Consider the following 2,540-nt stretch of genomic DNA (forward strand, 5'->3'; position numbering starts at 1 on the left):
TCGAGCTTGCCCTTGAGCTTCGGCCACCCCGTGAGAGGGTGCCGCCCCTGCGGCGGTCGGGGGACGGGTCAGACGGCCGAGCCGGCCTTCCACTGCGCCCAGTCCATGTTCCAGCCGTTCAGGCCGTTGTCCGGCTTGATGGTGGTGTCCTTGGAGTTCTTGACGACCACCACGTCGCCGACGATCGAGTTGTCGTAGAACCAGGCGGCGGGCTGGTTCGGGTCGCCGGCGCCCTTGACGTCGTTCAGACCGACACAGCCGTGGCTGGTGTTGGAGCCGCCGAAGACCGAGTCCGGCCCCCAGTAGTTGCCGTGGATGAACGTGCCCGACGTGGACAGCCGCATGGCGTGCGGGACGTCCTTGATGTCGTACTCGCCCTTGCCGTCGTCGTCGGTGAAGCCGACCGTCGCACCGTTCATCCGGGTCTCCTTGAACTTCTCGGAGATCACCATCTGACCGTTGTACGTCGGGTTCTCCGGCGAACCGGCGGAGATCGGGATGGTCTTCACGACCTTGCCGTCCTGAGAGACCGTCATCGTCTTCTGGGTGACGTCGACGGTCGACACCTGGTTACGGCCGATCTTGAACGTGACCGTCTTCTGCTGGACGCCGTAGACGCCCTCGGCGCCCTCGACCCCGTCGAGCTCGAGCTTCAGGGTGACGGTCGAGCCCTCGGTCCAGTACTGGTCCGGGCGGAAGTCCAGGCGCTGGCTGTTGAACCAGTGCCCGACGACCTCCTGGCCGGTGCTGGAGGTCACGGTGATGCCCGACTGGACGGCCTTGCGGTCCGTGATCGCCTTGTTGAAGTTGATCGAGACCGGCATGCCGACACCGACGGTGGAACCGTCTTCCGGCGTGAAGTTGCCGATGAAGCTGTTGTCCGGCGAGACGGTCGTGAACGACGCGTTCTCGTGCGCCTCCAGGCCCGCCGCATCCTTCGCCGTGGCGGAGATCTTGTACGTGGTCGAGCGCTCGAGCTGACCGTCGGGCTTCCAGCTCTTGCCGTCGGCGGCGAGCGTGCCGGCGACGGCCGTGCCGTCGGCGGTCGTCATCTCCACCTCGGTCAGCGTGCCGTCGCTGACCGTGACCCTGGCGGCGTTGTTGATGCTCGCGTTGGTGGCGCCGTTCTTCGGCGAAATCAGTATTCGCGCCTTGGAGACTTCCTTGGCCGCCGCCTCGTCGATCTGCGCCTGTGACGTCTTCGGCTTGTCCGAAGCGGCCGATGCCTCGTCGTCCCCACCGCTGCAGGCCGACAGGGCCAGGACGCCCCCGAGCACGGCGGACGCGACCTTCAGGCCGCTGCGCCGCTTGCTGTCCGTCATCACACGCTTCTCCATCGTTGCCGAGACACCTGACCAACCACTATGGACAACCCCCATTTCAGGGCATCCGGTTCCACATCGGTACAAGATGTGGGGAACAACACTCATCAACACGGTCTGTCCGGTCGGCGGACAGACCGCTTGCCGGACGCGCCACGCCCCGAACTGATCGACGCTGCCGCGCCCTTGTCGGTTGCAGTACCCGCCGACCGGTTTCCCACGTCCGATTGTCGCCCTTCTCACGCTTCTCACGACGGCACGGCTGCGACCGGGCCCCGGTTCGCCTGCCCGGACGATCCGGGGCCGAAGCCTGGCACATTCCCGGCCGGGCCCGTTCGGCCATGATCCGCCGCGCGGGCCTACGGGTTGCGGCCGTCGCCGCCGTTCGTGTCGAGCAGCGGGTAACCGTCCGGACCGCCGCCGTAACCATCATCATCGTCGTCGTCCTCGTCCCCCAGGTCCCACTCCTCGGAATCGGGGTCGTAGTCGATCTCCTCACTGCTCCACGACGCCTGCGCGAGCTCGACCCCCGGCACCTCGCCGACCAGGTCGAAGGGGTCCACGAGGTAGGCGAGGGCCTCCGCCTCGTCCTCCCGGACCGCGGAGCGCGCGTGGGCGCGCTCCTCGTCGGGCATCTGATCGTCCTCCGCGATCTTCTCCAGCGCCGCGCCGGTCAGCGCCGCGGAGTCCTCGACCTCGAGTACCAATTCAACTCGTAGCCGCACATAGCGTGATGTCTCAGAAGTGGTCATACGTCGGAGAGTAGGGCCCGGAAGGCCGCGGCTTTCCCGCGACCCGCTGCTTTCACTAGCATCAGCCCACCGGCCAATTCGAGGATTCCTCAAGGAGGATCGACTCCGTGTCCGTCGCACGTCGACCGCTGCTCACCGCCACTGCCGCAGGGACGCTGCTGTGTGCGCTGTGGTTCGTTCCCTCGGCGAACGCGACCGCCGAGAGACAGGCCGCGCAGCAGTCCGGAAGCGTCTCTTCCGCCGCCGCGCCGCAGACGACGGGCGAGCAGGAACTGCTCCTGGCCCGCACGGGCAGCGTGGACACCACCCCGTATGTGATCGGGGGCACCACGTTCCTGGGGATCGGGGCCGGCCTCGTCGCCTACTCGATGCGCAGGCGCTCGCCCGCCGCCGTTTCAGCCTTCGAAACGCATCACGAACTTGTGCCGGTCGGAGGTCTGGATCACCACGTTCTGGTGCGCCGGCC

Annotated in this window: 2 protein-coding genes and 1 pseudogene; 1 reads left to right on the forward strand and 2 read right to left on the reverse strand. The window is 67.2% G+C overall.

The features are described from left to right. Positions 1-68: 68 nt before the first annotated feature. Positions 69-1,337, reverse strand: a complete 1,269-nt coding sequence (locus ABZ070_RS36630) for an Ig-like domain-containing protein (RefSeq protein ID WP_356640448.1) — start codon at positions 1,335-1,337, stop codon at positions 69-71. Positions 1,338-1,681: 344 nt separating this feature from the next. Beyond that, positions 1,682-2,074 carry a hypothetical protein gene (locus tag ABZ070_RS36635; RefSeq protein WP_356640450.1) on the reverse strand — a complete coding sequence of 131 codons (393 nt, stop codon included), beginning with the start codon at positions 2,072-2,074 and terminating at the stop codon, positions 1,682-1,684. A 107-nt stretch (positions 2,075-2,181) separates the two neighbouring features. Between ABZ070_RS36635 and ABZ070_RS36640 the strand changes: the two are divergent. Then, positions 2,182-2,454 (forward strand): annotated as a pseudogene (locus ABZ070_RS36640) (hypothetical protein); the annotation flags it as partial. Positions 2,455-2,540 lie beyond the last annotated feature (86 nt).

It is taken from the genome of Streptomyces sp. NPDC006283, assembly GCF_040613325.1.
GTDB lineage: Bacteria > Actinomycetota > Actinomycetes > Streptomycetales > Streptomycetaceae > Streptomyces.

Excerpts from the sequence above, each read along its gene's own strand:
- ABZ070_RS36630 (WP_356640448.1), bottom strand. The coding sequence starts at position 1,337 with ATGGAGAAGCGTGTGATGACGGACAGCAAGCGGCGCAGCGGCCTGAAG.
- ABZ070_RS36635 (WP_356640450.1), bottom strand. The coding sequence starts at position 2,074 with ATGACCACTTCTGAGACATCACGCTATGTGCGGCTACGAGTTGAATTG.